Origin of the sequence: Duganella sp. BJB1802, assembly GCF_013369445.1 — a bacterium.
GTDB lineage: Bacteria > Pseudomonadota > Gammaproteobacteria > Burkholderiales > Burkholderiaceae_D > Rugamonas > Rugamonas vulcania_A.
On record NZ_JABWEF010000007.1, the window covers coordinates 232,621 to 249,064 of the forward strand.

The following is a 16,444-nucleotide window of genomic DNA, read 5'->3' on the forward strand; positions in this document are numbered from 1 at the left end:
TTACACAAGCCCCGCCGGCGGAAAAAAACCGCGCGGGCTGCTACAATGGCCGCGTGAAGAAAATCCTGCTCATCGTGCTGCTCACCATCCTGCCGATCCAGTACGCCTGGTCGATGGCGGCCGTGTATTGCCAGCACGAGCCGGCCAAGGTGGCGCACTTCGGCCACCACGGCCACCAGCACCAGGCGCAGGCCGGCGACGACGCCGACCAGGGCAAGCCGGCCAAGGTCCACAGCGACTGCGAGGTCTGCCACCACGCGCTGCAGGCCTCGGCGCCGGCCGGCGCCGCGCTCGCGCTGGCCGCCGCGCCCTGCGCCCACGCGCCGCCGCCGCCGTCGCGCTACCTGTCCCACATCGCCGACGGGCCCGCGCGGCCCGACTGGCTGCTCGTCGCCTAGCGCGACGAGGCCCTCGCCCCCTTCTTCTTAGACGCCTGAGTCTCGTCGAATTCCTGTTCCTTTCTGGAGAATTCGATGTTCAAGTATGTGTTGCCGCTCGTCGTAGCGGCATGGTCCGCCCATGCGCGGGCCGAAACCGAGCCGTCCGCGCCGCTCACGCTGCCGGCCGCGCTGGCGCTGGCCGCCGGCGCCAACCCCGAGCTGGCGTCCGCCCGCCACGAGCTGGGCGCGCAGGACGGCGCCGTGCTGCAGGCCGGCCTGCCGCCCAATCCCACGCTGTCGGCCGAACGGGTCGGCGCCCGCCGCGGCGACGCCGCGCGCGAGACCACCTTCCAGCTGAGCCAGCCGCTCGAGCTGGGCGGCAAGCGCGCGGCCCGCGTGCTGGCGGCCGGGCGTGGCCGCGACAGCGCCGCGGCCTCGCTGGCGCTGCGCCGGGCCGAGCTGCGCGCCGGCGTGATCGACGCCTGGTTCGCCGTGCTGGCCGCGCAGGAGCAGGTGCGGCTGGCGCGCCAGGCCGCCGAGCTGGCCGGCCGGGCGGCCGGCGCCACCGCGCGCCGCGTGGTGGCCGGCAAGGTGTCGCCGGTGGAGGAGACCCGCGCCAACGTGGCCGCGGCCTCGGTGCGGTTGGAGCTGGTCCGCGCCGATGCCGCGCTGGCCGCCGCGCGCCAGCGGCTGGCGGCGCTGTGGGGCAATCCGGCGCCGCGCTTCGAGCGGGTCGACGGCGCCATCGACGCTGCCGGCGCCGCCGTCCGACGAGGCCCTGCGCGCGCGGTTGCAACGCGCGCCGGCGCTGGCGCTGGCGCGCGCCGAGCTGGCGGGGCGCCAGGCCTTGGCGCAAGTGGAGCTCAGCAAGCGCGCGCCGGACCTCACGCTCAGCGTCGGCAGCAAGCGCTCGGAGGAGGCGGGGCGCTCGCAGGCGATGGTCGGCATCTCGGTGCCGCTGCCGCTGTTCGACCGCAACCAGGGCGGCGTGCTGGAATCGGCGCGCCGCGTCGACCAGGCGCGCGACGAGCTGGCCGCCACCGCGCTGCGGCTGGAGACCGAGCTGGCGCTGGCGCGCGGCGACTTCGAGGTGGCCCGCCGGCAGGCGCAGTCCCTGCGCGACGACATCCTGCCCGGCGCGCAAAGCGCCTACGACGCCGCCAGCACCGGCTTCGAATACGGCAAGTTCGGCTTCCTCGACGTGCTCGACGCCCAGCGCACCTTGCTGCAGGCGCAGACGCTGCACCTGAACGCCCTGGCCGACGCGCACCGCGCGCTGGCCGCCATCGACCGCATCCTCGGAGAAGACCATGAATAAAACGCAGAAGATCACCATCGCCGTCATGGCGGTCATCGGACTGCTGCTGGCGGCGCTGATGCTGACGCCCCGGCGCGGCGCGGCGCCGGCCGCGCAGGCCGCAGCGGCCGCCCGCGACGCCCAGTCGGGCCAGGCGGCGCCCACGGAGCACTCGGAGCTGGCCCCGTCGGCGCACGGCGGCCACGCGGCGCCGGAACAGGGCGCCCACGCGGACGCGCAGCCGGACAAAATCGCGCTCGACGACACGCAGGCCAAGGCCGCCGGCATCGTGCTGGCGGTGGCGGCGCCTGCGCGGATCGATGTCGTCGTCACGCTGCCGGGCGAGATCCGCTTCAACGAGGACCGCACCGCGCACGTCGTGCCCAAGCTGGCCGGCGTGGTCACCAGCGTGCGCGCGGAGCTGGGGCAGAACGTCAAGCGCGGACAGGTGCTGGCGGTGATCGCCAGCAGCGGCCTGTCCGAGCAGCGCAGCGAGCTGCTGTCGGCCGAGCGGCGGCTGGCGCTGGCCACCACCACCTTCGAGCGCGAACGCCGGCTGTGGCAGGACAAGATCTCCGCCGAGCAGGACTACCTGCAAGCCAGACAAGCGCAGAGCGAAGCCGAGATCGCGCTGCGCAACGCGCGCCAGAAGCTCGACGCCATCGGCGCCGGCGCGGGCGTGGGCGCCACGGCCGGCGGCGCGCAGCTGAACCGCCTGGAACTGCGGGCGCCGTTCGACGGCGTGGTGATGGAGAAGCACCTGGCGCTGGGCGAGGCGGTCAAGGAGGACGCCGCCGTCTTCACCATCTCCGACCTGTCGACCGTGTGGGCGGAGATCGCCGTGCCGCCGCGCGACCTGGCGCTGGTGCGCGTGGGCCAGACGGTGCTGGTCAAGGCCTCCGCCTTCGACGCCCAGGCCAGCGGCAAGATCACCTACGTCGGCGCGCTGCTGGGCGAGCAGACCCGCACCGCCAAGGCCCGCGTGGCGCTGGCCAATCCCGACCGCGCCTGGCGCCCCGGCCTGTTCGTCAGCGTCGACGTGCCGTCCGGCCGCGCCGCCGCCAACGCCGCCAGCGCCAGCGCCAGCGCCAGCGACGGCGACGGTGCGGTCGCCGTCGCCGTGGCGGCCGACGCCATCCAGACCGTGGACGGCAAGCCGGTGGTGTTCGTCAAGCAGGCGGGCGGCTTCCGCGCGCAGCCGGTCACGCCCGGCCGCAGCGACGGCAAGCTGACCGAGATCGTCCAGGGCCTGCCGGCCGGCGCGCGCTACGCGGCCGCCGGCAGCTTCGTGCTCAAGGCGGAACTGGGCAAGGACGGCGCCGAGCATGCCCACTGAAAAAGGAGAACACCATGTTTGAACGCCTGATCCGCTTCGCCATCGCCCAGCGCTGGCTGGTGCTGCTGGCGGTGGCCGCCATGGCCGCCCTCGGCGTCTACAACTACCAGCGGCTGCCGATCGACGCCGTGCCCGACATCACCAACGTGCAGGTGCAGGTCAACACCCCGGCGCCCGGCTACTCGCCGCTGGAGACCGAGCAGCGCGTCACCTTCCCGATCGAGACGCTGATGGCCGGCCTGCCCGGCCTCGAGCAGACACGCTCGCTGTCGCGTTACGGCCTGTCGCAGGTCACCGTGGTGTTCAAGGACGGCACCGACCTGTTCTTCGCGCGCCAGCTGGTCGGCGAGCGCCTGCAGCAGGCGCGCGCCCAGCTGCCGGCCGGCGTCGCGCCGGCCATGGGGCCGGTGTCGACCGGCCTGGGCGAAATCTACCTGTGGACCGTGGAGGCCCAGCCGGGCGCGAAAAAGCCCGACGGCACGCCCTACACGCCGGCCGACCTGCGCGAGATCGAGGACTGGATCGTCAAGCCGCAGCTGCGCAACGTGGCCGGCGTGGCCGAGATCAACACCATCGGCGGCTACGCCAAGGAGTACCACGTGGCGCCCGACCCGCTGCGGCTGGCCTCCCACGGCCTGACGCTGCGCGACGTGGTGGCCGCGCTCGAGCGCAACAACGGCAACGCCGGCGCCGGCTACATCGAGAAGCGCGGCGAGCAGCTGCTGGTGCGCGCGCCCGGCCAGGTGCGCTCGCTCGAGGACATCGGCGACATCATCCTGGCCAACGCCGGCGGCGTGCCGCTGCGCGTGCGCGACGTCGCCCAGGTGGCGCTCGGGCGCGAGCTGCGCACCGGCGCCGCCACCGAGAACGGCCGCGAGGTGGTGCTGGGCACCGTCTTCATGCTGGTCGGCCAGAACAGCCGCGCCGTGTCGCAGGCGGTCGACCGCAGGATGGCCGACATCAACCGCAGCCTGCCGGCCGGCGTGCACGCGGTCACCGTGTACGACCGCACCACGCTGGTGGACAAGGCGATCGGCACCGTCAAGCGCAACCTGCTCGAGGGCGCGGCGCTGGTGGTCGCGGTGCTGTTCCTGTTCCTCGGGAACATCCGCGCGGCGCTGATCACCGCGCTGGTGATCCCGCTGGCGATGCTGTTCACCTTCACCGGCATGGTGACGTGGCAGGTCAGCGCCAACCTGCTCAGCCTGGGCGCGCTGGACTTCGGCATCATCGTCGACGGCGCCGTGGTCATCGTCGAGAACTGCGTGCGGCGCCTGGCGCACGCGCAGGTGCGCCACGGCCGCGTGCTCACGCGCGCCGAGCGCTTCGACGAAGTCTTCGCCGCCGCGCGCGAGGCCCGCAGGCCGCTGCTGTTCGGGCAGCTGATCATCATGGTGGTCTACCTGCCGATCTTCGCGCTGACCGGCGTCGAGGGCCGCATGTTCCATCCGATGGCGCTGACGGTGGTGCTGGCGCTGGCCGGCGCCATGCTGCTGTCGGTCACCTTCATCCCCGCCGCCGTGGCGCTGTTCATCGGCGAGCACGTGGTGGAGAAGGAGCAGCGCCGCGTCGGCGCGTGGTACGCCGCGCTGCTCGAGCGCGCGCTGGCCGCCACGCCGGTGGTGCTGGCCTTCGCCGGCATCGCGGTGGCGCTGTCGGCGCTGCTGGCCACGCGCCTGGGCAGCGAGTTCGTGCCCAGCCTGAACGAGGGCGACATCGCCATCCAGGCGCTGCGCATCCCCGGCACCAGCCTGACGCAGTCGGTGGCGATGCAGCAGCAGCTCGAGCTCGCGCTCAAGCGCCAGTTCCCCGAGATCGAGCGCGTGTTCGCGCGCACCGGCACCGCGGAAATCGCCTCCGACCCGATGCCGCCCAACGTCTCGGACGGCTACATCATGCTCAAGCCGGAGGCGCAGTGGCCGGCGCCGAAGAAGTCGCACGCGCAGCTGGTGGCGGCGATCCGCCAGGCCGCCGAGCGTTTGCCGGGCAACGCCTACGAGTTCTCGCAGCCGATCCAGCTGCGCTTCAACGAGCTGATATCGGGCGTGCGCAGCGACGTCGCCGTCAAGCTGTTCGGCGACGACATGGCGGTGCTGGGCGAGACCGCCGCGCGCATCGCCGCCGCGCTGGGCAAGGTCGACGGCGCCACCGAGGTCAAGGTCGAGCAGACCGGCGGCCTGCCGGTGCTGACGGTGCGGATCGACCGCGCCAGCACCGCGCGCTACGGCCTCAATGTGGCCGACGTGCAGGACACCATCGCCACCGCCATCGGCGGCCAGCAGGCCGGCACCCTGTTCGAGGGCGACCGCCGCTTCGACATCGTGGTGCGCCTGCCCGACGCGCTGCGCGCCGACCTCGATGCGCTGCGGCGCCTGCCGGTGCCGCTGCCGCGCGCGGGCGGCGGCGCGGCCAACTTCATCCCGCTGGGCGAGGTGGCGGCCTTCGACATCGCGCCGGGCCCGAACCAGATCAGCCGCGAGGACGGCAAGCGGCGCGTGGTCGTCAGCGCCAATGTGCGCGGGCGCGATATCGGCTCGTTCGTCGCGGAGGCTGAACAGCGTCTGCGGGAGGTGCGGGTGCCCGCCGGCTACTGGACCAGCTGGGGCGGACAGTTCGAGCAGCTGCAGTCGGCGTCGCGGCGCCTGCAGGTGGTGGTGCCGGTGGCGCTGCTGCTGGTGATGGTGCTGTTGTTCGCGATGTTCGGCAATCTGAAGGACGGCTTGCTGGTGTTCAGCGGCATACCGTTCGCGCTGACCGGCGGCATCGCGGCGCTGGCGCTGCGCGGCATTCCGTTGTCGATATCGGCGGCGGTGGGCTTCATCGCGCTGTCGGGCGTGGCGGTGCTCAACGGCTTGGTGCTGATCTCCTTCATCCGCAGTCTGCGCGAGGAGGGGCGCACGGTGGAGCAGGCGATCCGCGAGGGCGCGCTGGGCCGCCTGCGTCCCGTGCTGATGACGGCGCTGGTGGCGTCGCTGGGCTTCATCCCGATGGCGCTCGCCACCGGCACCGGCGCCGAGGTCCAGCGCCCGCTGGCGACGGTGGTCATCGGCGGCATCCTGTCGTCCACCGCGCTGACCTTGCTGGTGCTGCCGCTGCTGTACCGGCTGGCGTACCGGCGGGCGCGCGCGGCGGCGCCTTAGCGGCCGGCCGCGGTGTTCACCTCGGGGTCAATGTCATTTCCTGCAGCACGCGCCGCATGCTGTAGCGGTCCAGGAAATTACTGCCCAGCAGGATGACGGGCAGGCCGCTTTCATGGACCATGGCCTCGAGGTCGCGCAGCTCCGTCTCGCCGATGCGCAGCCGCTCGATGTGCACGCGGAAGACGTTGGCGACGCCGTTGGCCGTCGATGCGGTGCCGGGCTGGCCCTTGCGGTAGTCGATGCCGAAGCGGCTGGCGTCCGCCGCCGGCAGCGCGATGATGTTGGCGCCGGTGTCGATCAGCATCCGCGCGCTCATGCCGTTGATGCTGCCGTTGGTGTAGAACTGGCCGGCGGCGTCCGCGCGCAAGACCAGCGGCCGGCTCGCGCCGTTCGACGCGGGATAGCGGCCCATCGCGATCGTCACCGGCTTGCCGTGCTCGGTGATGGTGGCGCCGTCGTTGTGCACGGCCAGCAGGCGGGAGCCCGGCACGATGGTGCTGCCGATCGCGTAGCTGGTCGGTTCGCCGCCGTCCACCGTCAGCAGCGCGCGGTCGCGGATCACGCCCACCAGGTTGATATCGGCGGCGCGGGCGTTTGCGCCGGCAAGGAGCAAGCCGGCCGCGAAGGCACAAAGTGGGTGGCGCATGGTCATCGGCGGAAAATCTTAGGAATTAATCAATTGCCGCTGAGCATAACATTTTAAGCTGGCTCAAAATACGCTAATCCTCACGCAAGGCGAAAGCCGGAGGAGTACATAGGGGGTGTATTTTTGGAGGGGCTCTAAAAGCTCTAAACCCTCTAAATCTATAGAGATCGAACTAAATCGCTAGAAATCGCTCTAAAAAAGGAGCGCGGCACAGAAAAAATAGAGAAATTAGAGCCCTCCGTGCTCTTTTTTAGAGTTTTTAGAGCCGAAATTAGAGAAATTAGCGCGAAATCTAGCGAAATCTATCGATCTATAGCGATTTAGAGCTTTTAGAGCCGGAGAAAAAATATGCCCCACCCTATCCCCCTGCATTTGCCGGACGACGTCTTCATCAGCTTGGTGGATCAAGTCGGCGAAGGCTGGTTCGGCCCGAAGACCGAGGCCGTGCTGTGCCAGCTGATCCGCGACTGGGTCGCCGAGCAGTCCGGCGCGCCGGGCCACCCCGAGCCAGACGCCGCGCCAGCGGCTGCGGCACGCGCAACGCCTGGCACAACATCTGGCTGAGATTTCCCGGCGAATCGACATGGAAGCTCGCGCACAGATGCCGGCCGCCGGCGTAACCGCTTAGCTTAGCCGCCGACGTAAAAACGCCAGCCGCGAGGGCTGGCGTCGGCGCGGCGGCGGCTGGCGCTTATTCCTGCGGCGTCAAGGCCAGCGCGGAGCTGAAGTCGCCCATCGGCTTGGCGCCGTTGGCGGCCAGCGCCTTGTCGCGGGTGCTCAGGCCGTCCAACACCGGCAGGCTGAAGCGGCGGGTGATGGCGCGCAGGATCGAGGCCGAGTCGTACTGCGTGTGGTCCACGCCCTTCTTCACGTACGGCGAGACGATGATCGCCGGCACGCGCGTGCCCGGACCCCACTTGTCGCCCTTTGGCGGACTGGCGTGGTCGTAGAAGCCGCCGTTCTCGTCGTAGGTGACGATCACCAGCATGTTCTTCCACTGCGGGCTCTTCTTCAGCTTGGCGATGACATCGGCGATGTGGGCGTCGCCGTCGGCCACGCTGGCGTAGCCGGGATGCTGGTTCAGATTACCCTGCGGCTTGTAGAAGGCCACCGGCGGCAAGGTGCCGTTGGCGGCGTCGGCCACGAACTGGCTGTCGTAGTCCTTCAGGTGCGCCGCGCGGTAGGCCGCGTTCTTCACCGGATCCATGTTGGCGAAGTAGTTGAACGGCTGGTGGTGGTACTGGAAGTTGGGCGGATTGCCGTTGACGCCGCGCGGGGCGGCGGTGGCGGCCGCGGTGGTGTCCTTCCAGGCGCCGGCGTACCAGGCCCAGTCGATGTTCTTGCCGCTCAGCAGATCGCCGATGTTCTTCTGCGTCTGCGGCGGCAGCGTGTTGGCCTTGGTGGTGTCGGCGTACAGGCGGGTGCCGTCGTCGGCCGCGTAGCTGTTGCTGCTCGGCTGGTACGGCGGCTGCATGGTGTTGACCGCGTAGAACATGCCGCTGGCGTCGGCCGGCGTGATGGCGCCGTCGTTGGCGTAGGCCGGCGCGCCGTTCAACACGCTGGACGGCGCGGTGGCCGACGGGGTCAGGCGCACGAAGTTGCCCTTGGCGTCGACGTCGATCTTGGCGATCGAGCCCTTGGCCACCGAGGTGTCGGCGTTCGGGTACTGCGGCGCGCAGGCGCAGATCAGGTACTGGTGGGTCAGGAAGGAGCCGCCGAAGGCGCCGATGTACAGGTTGTCGGCCAGCGCGTACTGCTTGGCGATGTCCCACATCTTCATCTTGCTGCCGTCGTAGTAGCCCATGGTCAGGCCGCCGGCGTCGGAGTACGCGGCGAACTTGTCGTTGGCGCCGCCGTTGATCTGCATCTGGTTGTTGTAGAAGCGGTGCACCAGGTCGCGCGTGATGGTGGTCGGCGCCAGGAACAGCGGGCTGGCGGCGTCGTCGATCTGGAACGGCTTGTTGGCCATGCCCACGGTCTGCGCCTGCGAGATCACCACGCTCTGGCCGGCCGCCGTCATGCCGCCCCAGGTCGGCGGCAGCGTGGGCAGCGTGCTGCCGTCGAAGTCCTTCTGCGGCACGTAGGCGCTGGTCGAGGTCGGGTTCACGCCGGGCACGCCGTTGGCGCCGGGGAACAGGCCGTACAGGTTGTCGAAGCCGCGGTTCTCGGCGTAGATGACGACGATGGTCTTGATGTTGTTGAGCGCCAGGCCGCTGTTGAGCGCGGCGGCGATGTCGGCCGGCGCGGCCTGCGCGCTGGCGGCGGCGACCACGTCGGTCACGCCGGCGCTTTCGGCCTTCAGTTTGGCCTGGTCGTCGCCGGTCACCTTGTTGGGGTCGGCCAGCAGGTTGGCCTCCGACACGCCCAGCTTGGCGGCCAGCTTGGCGCTGGCGGCCGCGAAGTCGCCGCCGTTGGCGTCCATCAGCGCGGCCAGCTCGGTCGACAGGGCGCCGACGATGGCGCTGTGGCCGTCCGGCGCGCGGAACACCAGCTTCTGCGCGACCTTGACGCCGGCGTCGCCGACGGCGTCGTGGCGGATGGCGTCGGTGCCGACGGTGACCAGCAGCGCGCCCTTGTCGGTGCCGGTCAGCGCGAAGCTGCCGTCGGCGCCGGTGCGCACCGGCGAGGCGCCGCTGTCGCAGCTGAGCTTGACGGTCGTGCTTTCCAGGCACACCACCGCGTTTTCATAGTAGCTGCCGACCACCTGGCCCTTGAGCGCGGGCACGCCGTCGGACGAGCTGCCGCACGCGATCAGGCCGGCGCCCAGGCCGATCGACATCAGCATCAGGGGCAGCGGGCGCATCGGGTTCAGTTTCATGTTCTTGCCTTGTGGGTGGGTATCGAAGCGACCCATGCTAGGGTTGAAATATTTCAGGATGATGAATTTTCATGTTTCGTCATGTATCCTTTCCTATCTGTCATGTAGCGGTCATGTCGCGCTGCTAGGCTTGCGGCATGAAAAGGATCCCACTCGCCCTGGCCGCCGTATTGCTGGCCGCCTGCCACCGGCAGCCGCCCGCCGCCGCCATTCCCGCCACCCCGACCGCTACCCCGGCCGCCGCTTCGGCCGGCGCCACCGCCGCCTACGCGCCGGGCCAGCAACGGCGGGCGTCGGTGGAAGAGCTGACCGCGCTGGGTCGCGCGCTGTTCAGCGAGCCGAGCCTGTCGGCGTCCGGGCGCAGCAGCTGCGCCAGTTGCCACAGCCCGGAGCACGCCTACGGTCCGCCCAACCGGCTGGCGGCGCAGCTGGGCGGCGCCGACGGCGCCACGCAGGGCACGCGCGCGGCGCCGTCGCTGAAGTACCTGCAGACGGTGCCGCCGTTCACCGAGCACTACCACGACGACGACGGCGACGACAGCGTCGACGCCGGCCCGACCGGCGGCTACGACTGGGACGGCCGCGCGCAGTCGGCGCACGAGCAGGCGCGCGGGCCGCTGCTGTCGCCGCGCGAGATGGGCAACAAGGACGACGCGGCGGTGGTGGCGCGGCTGCGCGCCGGACCGCTGGCGGCGCGGTTCCGCAGCGCCTTCGGCGAGGCCATCTTCGACCATCCGGACGCGGCGATGCGCGGCGTGCTGATGGCGCTGGAGGTGTTCCAGCAAAGCCCGGCCGACTTCTACCCCTACACCAGCAAGTACGACGCCTACCTGCGCAAGCAGGCCGTCCTGACGCCGCAGGAGGCGCGCGGGCTGGCGCTGTTCAACGACGAGCACAAGGGCAACTGCGCGTCCTGCCACATCAGCAAGATCGGGCAGGGCGGGGCCTTCCCGCAGTTCACCGACTACGGCCTGATCAACCTGGGCGTGCCGCGCAACGGCAGGCTGGCGGTCAACGCCGACCCGGCGTACTTCGACCTCGGCCTGTGCGGCCCGGACCGCGCCGACCTGCGCGACCATCGGGAATATTGCGGCCGCTTCCGCACGCCGTCCTTGCGCAACGTCGCGCTGCGCGGGGTGTACTTCCACAACGGCGGCTTCGACGACCTGGCGCAGGTGGTGCGCTTCTACGCGCAGCGCGACAGCGCGCCGCAGAAATGGTATCCGCGCAACGCCGACGGCGGCGTGCACAAGTTCGACGACCTGCCGGCCGGGCTGGAGGGCAACGTCAACATGGAGGCGCCGTTCGGCGGCCGTGCCGGCGGCAAGGCCGCGCTGAGCGAGCGCGAGATCGCCGACGTGGTGGCCTTCCTGCGCACATTGACCGACGGCTACGATGGGGTCAAGTCTGACATTCGGACACGAACCCGGCCGTAGTCGGCGCTTAGGGCAGAGCTCGTGTCCGAATGTCAGACTTGACCCCAATGTTGCCAAAGTGGCATAGAATGCGGGATTCGTTTTTTCCAGACTCCGCACATGAAATACATCAAGCAGTTGAGCATAGCCGCCGTGGTGGTGGCGGTGGCCGGCGCGGGCGCCTATCTCGCGCTGCGCGGCAAGCATCCGGCCGAGCCGTCCGGCGCCGCCGTTGCCGCCGCCGTGCCCGCGCCCGACGTCATGCCGGCGCTGCGCGACATGCTGGCCGCCTACCGCAAGATCATCGTGCTGCTGGCCGACGAGAAGACGCTGTCCGAGGCCGACCGCAAGGCCGCCGGCCAGGTCGGGCAGTCGCTGTTCCACGAGAACCTGGAACGGCTGGCGAAGGTGCAGGCGCTGCTGGCGCAAACCCAGGCGCTGCCGCCGGCCCGGCGCGACGCCGCCGCCGACACGCTGCTGACCTACATCGAATCGGCCGGCGACCTGTTCGACGCCGACCGCCTGGCCTTCCGCGAAGTGTTGCTGTCGCTGCAGAAGCTGGCGGCGGCCGACCAGACCCTGCCGGCGATCAAGCTGCACAAGCGCGTCAGCGAGGACCTGGCCGCGCTGGAGGACATCGAGAAGCAGTACGACAAGGAGATCAGCGACATCTTCTCGCGCTTCGACACGCGCGCCATCGCGCCCAAGCGCGAGCGCTGGGACGACTACGTCGCCCACCTGCGCAAGCTGTACGGCCGCGAGCAGATCATGAAGGACTACGGCGTCATCGTGCCGTACCCCGAGCCGCCGAAGACGGCCGAGCAGGAGGCGCAGGCCAGGGAAATCTTCGGCAACACGCTGCCGCCCAAGACCGTGGTGCTGACCTTCGACGACGGCCCGCACAAGAGCTACACCGAGGAGGTGGCGGCCATCCTCAAGCAGTACAACGTGCCGGGCGTGTTCTTCCAGGTCGGCCAGAACCTGGGCAAGCTCGACGCGCAGGGCAAGCAGACCTTGAGCGCCAACGCGGCCGAGAGCCGGCGCCTGATCGACGCCGGCCACACCGTGGGCAACCACAGCTTCAGCCACGCGCTGCTGTCGAAGGAGAAGGGCGAGCAGCTGTACGGCGAGATCGCCAACGCCGACGCGCTGCTCAAGGCCACCGACAAGCGCCGCTCGGACCTGTTCCGCTTCCCGTACGGCGCCCACAACGCCGAGGGCCTGGCCATCCTGTCCAAGCTGGGCCTGCGCTCGGTGATGTGGAACATCGACTCGCTGGACTGGGCCGACCCGGTGCCGAGCTCGATCGCCAACCGCGTGCTGACCACCCTGAGCAAGGAGCAGCGCGGCATCATCCTGTTCCACGACATCCACGAGCGCAGCGTCAAGGCGCTGCCGCTGGTGCTCGACAAGCTGATCGCCGACGGCTACAGCTTCGCGGCCTGGGACGGCCAGGAGTTCAAGGTGGCGCGCGGCGGCAAGCCGGAGCCGGAGAAGATCGCCGTCAGCACCGGCTACGCCAACAGCTACGCCGTGGTCATCGGCATCAACGATTACCAGAAGTGGCCCAGGCTGCAGTACGCGGTGCAGGACGCGCGCGCCATCCGCGACACGCTGGTCAACCGCTTCGGCTTCGCCAATGAGCGGGTGTACACGCTGTCGAACGGCGAGGCCACGCGCAACAACATCCTGGCGCTGTTCCACGACAAGCTGGCCGACGCCCAACTGAAGAAGGACGACCGCATCTTCGTGTTCTTCGCCGGCCACGGCGCCACCCGCCAGCTGAGCTCCGGGCGCAACCTGGGCTACATCATCCCGGTGGACTCGGACCCGCAGCAGGTCAGCTTCGACGCCATCCCGATGACCGACCTGCAGAACATCGCCGAGAGCCTCAACGCCAAGCACGTGTTCTTTGTCATGGATGCCTGCTACAGCGGCCTGGGCCTGACGCGCGGCGGCGGCAGCGGCGCCTTCCTGCGCGACAACGCGCGCAGGCTGGGCCGGCAGATGCTGACCGCCGGCGGCGCCGACCAGATGGTGGCCGACGGCGGCCCGAACGGCCACTCGGTGTTCACCTGGACCCTGCTGCAGGCCCTGAACGGCAAGGCCGACTTGAACGGCGACGGCCTGATCACGGCCACCGAGCTGGCGGCCTACGTGGCGCCGGCGGTGGCCAGCGTGTCGCAGCAGACGCCGGCGTTCGGCAGCCTGCCGGGCTCGGAGGGCGGCGAGTTCGTGTTCCAGCTGCCGGCCGAGGCCGAGTTCCTGAGCGCGCAATCGGCGCAGCTGTCGCCGGACGCGATCGCGTTGAACAGCAAATTGGACAAGGGCCGCGACCTGAAGGCCGACGGCAACACGGTGGTGGTCAAGAACCTGCAGGGCGAGGAGCAGAAGATCGCCGCGCCCAAGCCGGTGGACGCGTCGAGCCGGCAGCTGGCGCAGCGCGCCAACGACCGCGGCCTGCAGCTGTACAAGGAGAAGCAGTACGCGCAGGCCGAGGCGGCGTTCACCGAGGCCTTGAAGTACCGGCCGGACTTCGGGCTGGCGGCCAACAACCTGGGCTTCGTCTACTACAAGCAGGAGAAGTACGCCGAGGCCGCGCGCTGGTTCGAGAACACGCTGCAGATCGACACCTCGCGCGCGATCGCCTACCTGAACCTGGCCGACGCCCGCCTGCGCCTGGGCGACAGCGACAAGGCCAGGAAGGCCTACACCAGCTTCCTCGAGCTGGCGCCCAACCACGCCAACGCGGCCTACGCGAAAGAGCAGTTGAAAAAGCTATGAACCAATCCAGGGCCGATCTCGACGTGATCAGCATCGCCATCGCGGTGCTCACCTTCATCCTGGCGGCGCTCGTCATGTCGGGGGCCCTGAGCGGCGGGCAGTCGCAGTGCGGCGACTTCGGCTTCACCTGCCTGGGCAACGCCTTCATCGTGCTGATGCTCGGCACCCTGATCGGTTTCGTCACGGCGCTCATGGGCCTGATCCTGGCGCGCTGGCGCTCGTGGTGCGGCTGGATCGGCCTGCTCCTCAACGGCCTGCCGGCGCTGGCGCTGTGCGGCTGGCTGCTGCTGGTGTTCGTGGCGCGGGCGGCGCCGTGAGCCTGTCGCCGCGTGCGCTGGGTGTGCTGAGCATCGTCGCCGGACTCGGTGCGCCGGCGCTGTCCTTGCTGGCCCTGGACGGCAGGTTTTCCGTCAGCCTGACCGATTGCGGCGACGTTGGTTCCCTGTGCGTGTTGAAGGCGTTTATGGTGGGCCTGGGCGTTTGCGCGGGGGGCTTGTTTGCCGCGCTGCTGGCCCTGACGCGCGGCGGCGCGCGGACGTGGACCGCCTGGATCGGCGTGTTGCTCAACGCGCCGATCCTCGCGGTGTGCGGCTTGAGTCTCCTGGCCCACCTGCTCCACCTGTAGCGTGGGCCTTTCAGACGCTGCCGGCGCGCTCGATGACCAGTATGCGCGCCTGGCCGCGCGGACGGGCCGAGTGGGCGTCGCCTTCGTCGGCGAAGAAGATGTCGCCCGCTTGCAGCGTCACCACCTGCTCGACGCCGCCGTCGCGGTAGTGCATGTCCACCTCGCCGTCCATCACCGCGAACACCTCCTGGCCGTCGTTGACGTGCCAGCCGTAGGGCTGGTCGGTCCAGTGCAGGCGCACCGTGGCGTCGCGCATGGCGGCGATCAGGTCGGCGCCCCACGCGCGGCCGGCGCGGTAGTCCCTGCTGCGCACCACCCTCATGCCTCGTTCCAGTCGTATTCCATCTGCAGCGCGGTGCGCGCGGCCAGCTCGCGCCCGGCCAGCCGCGCCACCAGGTGCAGCGACATGTCCATGCCGGCCGAGATGCCGCCGCTGGTGACGGTGCGGCCGTTGTCGATCCAGCGCCGCTCGCCCGTCACCCGCACCTGCGGGAAGGCGGCGCGCAGCTCGTCGATGTCCTCCCAGTGCGTGGTCGCCTGCTGGCCGTCCAGCAGGCCGGCCTGCGCCAGCAGGAAGGCGCCGGTGCACACCGACGCCACCAGCTCGCACGCCGGCGCGGCGGCGGCGATCCAGCCTATCACTTCGCGCTTGCCGCGCTCGGCGTCGACCACGCCGCCCGGCACGATCAGCACGTCGAGCGGGCCGGCGTTGCCGAAGTGCGCCTCGGGGAACACGCTCAGGCCGGCGCGCGCGCGCAGCATGGCGCCGCGCTGGCCGACGGTGCGCACGCGGAACGGCGCCGGCGCCCCCGGCGTCAGCTTGGCGGCCATGCGCGTGGCGCAGGTGAATACTTCGTACGGGCCGGCGAAGTCCAGCACTTCAACGTCGTCGAACACATAAATGCCTATGGTGCGTGTCATGGTGGCTCCTGTTGGTGGAAGCGTCCATCATGCCCGCGCGTGGGTTGACACAAATGACGTTCATGGTTGAATATCTGCCACATGAAACCCATCGATATCTGGCTGCTGGTTTATCCCGGCTTCGTGCTGCTGGACGCCACCGGCCCGGCGCAGGTGTTCTCCACCGCGAACGACGAGGCGCGCGACGCCGGCCTGCCCGAACCCTACCGCATCCGCATGGTGTCGCCGGGCGGCGGGCTGGTGGCGTCCACCGCCGGCGTGGGCGTGATGACCGCGCCGCTGCCGCGCACCGGCCGCCAGCTGGCCGGCGCCACGCTGATCGTCGCCGGCGGGCGCGGCCTCGAACGCGGCGACAGCCCGGCGCTGGAGCCGGCCGCGGTGCGCTGGGTGCGGCGCGCGGCGCTCTGGCGGGCGCCGCCGGCGGCCTGCGGCGCTGCTGCGCGGGTGTGCAGCGGCGCCTTCGTGCTGGCGCGCGCCGGCCTGCTCGACGGCCGCAGCGCCGTCACGCACTGGATGGACGCGGCCGCGCTGCGGGCCCAGTATCCGGCGCTGCGGGTGCTGGACGACGCGATCCACGTCAAGGACGGCCCGTTCCACACCTCGGCCGGCATCGCAGCCGGCATGGACCTGGCCCTGAGCCTGGTCGAGGAGGACCGGGGGCGCGGCGCTGCGCTCGACACGGCCAAGCGGCTGGTGGTGTTCTTCAAGCGGCCCGGCGGCCAGCGCCAGTTCAGCTCGGAGCTGCTGGCGCAGGCCGATCCGCAGGGCCTGCACGGCCGGCTGACCGCCTGGCTGCGCCCGCGCCTGCGGCGCGACATCGATGTCGAGCAGATGGCGGCGGCGTGCGCGCTGTCGGTGCGCACGCTGCACCGCCGGCTGCGGCAGGAGGCGGGCGTGTCGCCGGCGCAGCTGCTGCTGCGGCTGCGCATGGAGGCGGCCTGCGGATTGCTGGAGCGGCCCGGCATGAGCGTCAAGCGCGCGGCCAGCCAGAGCGGCTTCGGCAGCGAGTACAATCTGCGGCGCGCGTTCGCCGCCCAGCTGGGCGTGGTGCCCAGCGACTACCAGGCGCGCTTCGGCTGAAC

At 70.5% G+C, this 16,444-nt stretch carries 14 protein-coding genes and 1 pseudogene; 11 read left to right on the plus strand and 4 right to left on the minus strand.

Annotation, left to right across the window (positions count from 1 at the left end; translation table 11 throughout):
• The first annotated feature begins 53 nt into the window (after positions 1 to 53).
• From HUX88_RS13665 to HUX88_RS13680, 5 genes and pseudogenes are all read left to right on the plus strand, one after another.
• Positions 54 to 398: a hypothetical protein gene (locus tag HUX88_RS13665; RefSeq protein WP_176362112.1), complete on the plus strand. Its 345-nt coding sequence runs from the start codon at positions 54 to 56 to the stop codon at positions 396 to 398.
• 75 nt (positions 399 to 473) lie between these two features.
• Positions 474 to 1,028: pseudogene (locus tag HUX88_RS33090) on the plus strand (TolC family protein); the annotation flags it as partial.
• Positions 1,029 to 1,170: 142 nt separating this feature from the next.
• Positions 1,171 to 1,698: a TolC family protein gene (locus HUX88_RS33095; RefSeq protein ID WP_308937126.1), complete on the plus strand. Its 528-nt coding sequence runs from the start codon at positions 1,171 to 1,173 to the stop codon at positions 1,696 to 1,698.
• Entirely contained in the window at positions 1,691 to 3,013 is a 1,323-nt protein-coding gene (locus tag HUX88_RS13675) for an efflux RND transporter periplasmic adaptor subunit (RefSeq protein ID WP_176362113.1), read from the plus strand. Before HUX88_RS33095 ends, HUX88_RS13675 begins: the two co-directional genes overlap by 8 nt.
• A 14-nt stretch (positions 3,014 to 3,027) precedes the next feature.
• Positions 3,028 to 6,153 carry a CusA/CzcA family heavy metal efflux RND transporter gene (locus HUX88_RS13680; RefSeq protein WP_176362114.1) on the plus strand — a complete coding sequence of 1,042 codons (3,126 nt, stop codon included), beginning with the start codon at positions 3,028 to 3,030 and terminating at the stop codon, positions 6,151 to 6,153.
• A 16-nt stretch (positions 6,154 to 6,169) separates the two neighbouring features.
• Here the strand turns inward: HUX88_RS13680 and HUX88_RS13685 are convergent, their stop codons facing one another.
• Positions 6,170 to 6,799 (minus strand): TIGR02281 family clan AA aspartic protease, encoded by a 630-nt coding sequence (locus tag HUX88_RS13685; RefSeq protein ID WP_229219332.1) that lies wholly within the window; start codon positions 6,797 to 6,799, stop codon positions 6,170 to 6,172.
• 348 nt (positions 6,800 to 7,147) lie between these two features.
• Here HUX88_RS13685 and HUX88_RS13690 point away from each other — a divergent pair, with 348 nt between their 5' ends.
• Positions 7,148 to 7,363, plus strand: a complete 216-nt coding sequence (locus tag HUX88_RS13690; RefSeq protein WP_147330535.1) for a hypothetical protein — start codon at positions 7,148 to 7,150, stop codon at positions 7,361 to 7,363.
• A 127-nt stretch (positions 7,364 to 7,490) separates the two neighbouring features.
• Here HUX88_RS13690 and acpA read toward each other — a convergent pair whose 3' ends face one another.
• Positions 7,491 to 9,617, minus strand: a complete 2,127-nt coding sequence (acpA, locus tag HUX88_RS13695; RefSeq protein WP_176362115.1) for an acid phosphatase — start codon at positions 9,615 to 9,617, stop codon at positions 7,491 to 7,493.
• A 137-nt stretch (positions 9,618 to 9,754) separates the two neighbouring features.
• Between acpA and HUX88_RS13700 the strand changes: the two genes are divergently transcribed.
• From HUX88_RS13700 to HUX88_RS13715, 4 genes are all read left to right on the plus strand, one after another.
• Positions 9,755 to 11,053: a cytochrome-c peroxidase gene (locus tag HUX88_RS13700; RefSeq protein ID WP_117015375.1), complete on the plus strand. Its 1,299-nt coding sequence runs from the start codon at positions 9,755 to 9,757 to the stop codon at positions 11,051 to 11,053.
• A 99-nt stretch (positions 11,054 to 11,152) separates the two neighbouring features.
• Positions 11,153 to 13,816, plus strand: a complete 2,664-nt coding sequence (locus HUX88_RS13705; protein WP_176362116.1) for a polysaccharide deacetylase family protein — start codon at positions 11,153 to 11,155, stop codon at positions 13,814 to 13,816.
• The gene (locus tag HUX88_RS13710; protein WP_176362117.1) at positions 13,813 to 14,133 is read left to right on the plus strand and encodes a hypothetical protein; all 321 of its coding nucleotides are present in this window, start codon (positions 13,813 to 13,815) and stop codon (positions 14,131 to 14,133) included. The genes HUX88_RS13705 and HUX88_RS13710 overlap by 4 nt, the downstream gene beginning before the upstream one ends.
• Positions 14,130 to 14,441 (plus strand): hypothetical protein, encoded by a 312-nt coding sequence (locus HUX88_RS13715; protein ID WP_176362118.1) that lies wholly within the window; start codon positions 14,130 to 14,132, stop codon positions 14,439 to 14,441. The genes HUX88_RS13710 and HUX88_RS13715 overlap by 4 nt, the downstream gene beginning before the upstream one ends.
• A gap of 10 nt (positions 14,442 to 14,451) precedes the next feature.
• On the opposite strand, the gene HUX88_RS13720 is transcribed toward HUX88_RS13715, so the two are convergent.
• Together HUX88_RS13720 and HUX88_RS13725 are read right to left on the minus strand one after the other, a co-directional pair.
• Entirely contained in the window at positions 14,452 to 14,763 is a 312-nt protein-coding gene (locus HUX88_RS13720; protein ID WP_176362119.1) for a cupin domain-containing protein, read from the minus strand.
• Positions 14,760 to 15,362 (minus strand): DJ-1/PfpI family protein, encoded by a 603-nt coding sequence (locus HUX88_RS13725; RefSeq protein WP_176362120.1) that lies wholly within the window; start codon positions 15,360 to 15,362, stop codon positions 14,760 to 14,762. The genes HUX88_RS13720 and HUX88_RS13725 overlap by 4 nt, the downstream gene beginning before the upstream one ends.
• Positions 15,363 to 15,443: 81 nt before the next feature.
• Between HUX88_RS13725 and HUX88_RS13730 the strand changes: the two genes are divergently transcribed.
• Complete coding sequence (locus tag HUX88_RS13730; protein ID WP_176362121.1) at positions 15,444 to 16,442, plus strand: GlxA family transcriptional regulator; 999 nt, start codon at positions 15,444 to 15,446, stop codon at positions 16,440 to 16,442.
• Positions 16,443 to 16,444: the final 2 nt, after the last annotated feature.

Excerpts from the sequence above, each read along its gene's own strand:
- HUX88_RS13725 (WP_176362120.1), bottom strand. The coding sequence starts at position 15,362 with ATGACACGCACCATAGGCATTTATGTGTTCGACGACGTTGAAGTGCTG.
- acpA (WP_176362115.1), bottom strand. The coding sequence starts at position 9,617 with ATGAAACTGAACCCGATGCGCCCGCTGCCCCTGATGCTGATGTCGATC.
- HUX88_RS13690 (WP_147330535.1), top strand. The coding sequence starts at position 7,148 with ATGCCCCACCCTATCCCCCTGCATTTGCCGGACGACGTCTTCATCAGC.
- HUX88_RS13685 (WP_229219332.1), bottom strand. The coding sequence starts at position 6,799 with ATGCGCCACCCACTTTGTGCCTTCGCGGCCGGCTTGCTCCTTGCCGGC.
- HUX88_RS13700 (WP_117015375.1), top strand. The coding sequence starts at position 9,755 with ATGAAAAGGATCCCACTCGCCCTGGCCGCCGTATTGCTGGCCGCCTGC.
- HUX88_RS13730 (WP_176362121.1), top strand. The coding sequence starts at position 15,444 with ATGAAACCCATCGATATCTGGCTGCTGGTTTATCCCGGCTTCGTGCTG.
- HUX88_RS13705 (WP_176362116.1), top strand. The coding sequence starts at position 11,153 with ATGAAATACATCAAGCAGTTGAGCATAGCCGCCGTGGTGGTGGCGGTG.
- HUX88_RS13680 (WP_176362114.1), top strand. The coding sequence starts at position 3,028 with ATGTTTGAACGCCTGATCCGCTTCGCCATCGCCCAGCGCTGGCTGGTG.
- HUX88_RS13675 (WP_176362113.1), top strand. The coding sequence starts at position 1,691 with ATGAATAAAACGCAGAAGATCACCATCGCCGTCATGGCGGTCATCGGA.
- HUX88_RS13720 (WP_176362119.1), bottom strand. The coding sequence starts at position 14,763 with ATGAGGGTGGTGCGCAGCAGGGACTACCGCGCCGGCCGCGCGTGGGGC.
- HUX88_RS13710 (WP_176362117.1), top strand. The coding sequence starts at position 13,813 with ATGAACCAATCCAGGGCCGATCTCGACGTGATCAGCATCGCCATCGCG.